Raw genomic sequence first — 1,944 nt, forward strand, 5'->3', positions numbered from 1 at the left:
CCGCCGCCGTCGGGCGGAGCCGGTGCGCCGCCACGTCCGCCGGGCGCATCGTCCGCGCCCGGCCCGAGCCGTCCCGCGCCGCCTCGTCGGGCCGAGCCGGCCCCGTCCACGGAGGCCGTCGGCGGGGCGAGGTCTCCGCAGGAGCACCGGCGGCACGAGGACACGGTGCCCTTGCCGACCGTGAGCGAGGCCGCCGCCCGTAGCCGGGACGCCGCCCTCGTCGCCCCGCTGCCCTCCGTCGATCCGGTGGAGGACGACGACGGGGACGACGAGCCGGACGTCGTCCTGCCGCAGGCTCCGCAGCCCCGCGCGGGCGGCCGGAATCTGCGGACCGCCCGGAACAACGTCATCCGGCCCGGTGACCTGATCTGCGGCGACTGCGGGCAGGGCAATGCCCCCGCCCGTAAGTTCTGCGCGCGGTGCGGCTTCGAGCTGCGCGAGGCGCAGGTGGCGCGGGCCCCGTGGTGGGGCAGGCTGCGACGCCGACGAGGTCCGCGCGTTGTGGAACTGGGCACGGGGACGGGGACGGGTCAGCAGACCGACCCGGCCACGGCCCCCGGCGGCGGCTTCGCCGCCTTCTGGGCGAAGGTGAAAATCGTGGCGGGCATCATGTTCTGCGTCGGGTGCCTGCTCTACGCGTCGTACGCACCGTTCCGGAACACGGTCAACGACAAGGTGGCCGAGGTGCGGACCACCGCCAAGGGCTTCCTGGAATCCCAGTACTCGCCGGTGCGTCCCGCCAAGGTCGCCGGCGCCTCGGCCAAGGGCCGCGGCACCCAGAACCTGATCGACCTCAACAGCGCGTCGTACTGGTCCGTTCCGTTCGCGGCGAAGTTGACGGGGGCGGAGAAGGACAAGACGGTTCTGGTCGTCCAGTTCGACCGGATCGTCAACCTGGACCAGCTCATCGTCACGGCCGGAGCGGGCGACACGTACACCGAGCACGGCCGGCCGCGTCAGATGTACCTGACGTTCACCAACGAGAAGCGGATGCGCGTGGATCTCAAGGATTCCGCGAAACCGCAGAAGTTCTCGCTCAAGGGCGCCAACGCGATCAAGACGGTGAAGATCGAGATCACCGACGCCTATCCCTCGGACCGGGGCAAGGACGTCGCCATCGCCGAAATCGAGTTCTTCTCCCTGTTGTCATGAGTCCGCGGCCGGGCTGGAAGGCCCGGCCGCGTCCGCACTGTTCAGACCGATGAGCGATGGGCACGGAAGAGCGGCGTACCCGGCGATCACGCCAGTAGCCTGCAAGAACCAAGCCCCGAGTCGCGCTACCACAAGCAGTCACCGCCCGATGGAGGATTCGATGGACACACCGGTGGCCTGGGAACTCGTCGCGAAGCCCTGGAGCGACGGCATGTCCGAGGTGGACGACTTCGGAGAGTACTGGCGGCGCTTCCGGCTCGCCCGGGGCTACTCCCTGGAATCCTCGCCCGATCCGCTCATGGACGGCTTCCTCAACTGCCTGTCCTGGTACTTCGGGGAGTGCGTCTGGTTCAGCGGGACGCTCAACAAGCCCGAGGACAAGGACACGACGGCGTACCGCACCTCCGTCGAACAGCTCTTCCAGGACTGGTACCCGATGTTCTGCGAGGACTACGCCCGCGCCATCGGCCGGGCCGACGCGGAGCTGGCGGCCCGGCGGGCGGCGGGGACGGGCCGGGCGAGTCCGGACGAGATCCCGCCTCGATCACGCGAGCGCTGACTCCCGGCCCGCGCGAGGCCGTTGCACCATCCAATCGCCGGGACCACCGAACCGAAGGACTGCCCTCCCCGTGCGTGAAGCCGAGACGTTACCAGGCTGGAGGGAGGCGACGCCGGTGCTCGCATCGCGATGGGACACGCCCGTCGACGCACCGGTGCTGACCCCGCGGAACGGCGCCGGCCGCCCCTCCGACACCCTCCCCGTCCAGCTCCCTCCCCAGACCCGCCGCACCC

2 protein-coding genes are annotated in these 1,944 nt (G+C 70.7%); both read left to right on the forward strand.

The features are described from left to right. Positions 1 to 171 precede the first annotated feature (171 nt). Complete coding sequence (locus EES43_RS02990) at positions 172 to 1,152, forward strand: NADase-type glycan-binding domain-containing protein (RefSeq protein WP_124267216.1); 981 nt, start codon at positions 172 to 174, stop codon at positions 1,150 to 1,152. A gap of 160 nt (positions 1,153 to 1,312) precedes the next feature. Next, entirely contained in the window at positions 1,313 to 1,711 is a 399-nt protein-coding gene (locus tag EES43_RS02995; protein WP_124267217.1) for a hypothetical protein, read from the forward strand. Positions 1,712 to 1,944: the final 233 nt, after the last annotated feature.

This window comes from Streptomyces sp. ADI96-02, from assembly GCF_003846185.1.
In the GTDB taxonomy this organism is placed as follows: Bacteria; Actinomycetota; Actinomycetes; order Streptomycetales; family Streptomycetaceae; genus Streptomyces.

What these genes read in the sequence shown, in the direction of transcription:
- EES43_RS02995 (WP_124267217.1), top strand. Translation starts at nt 1,313, where the DNA reads ATGGACACACCGGTGGCCTGGGAACTCGTCGCGAAGCCCTGGAGCGAC.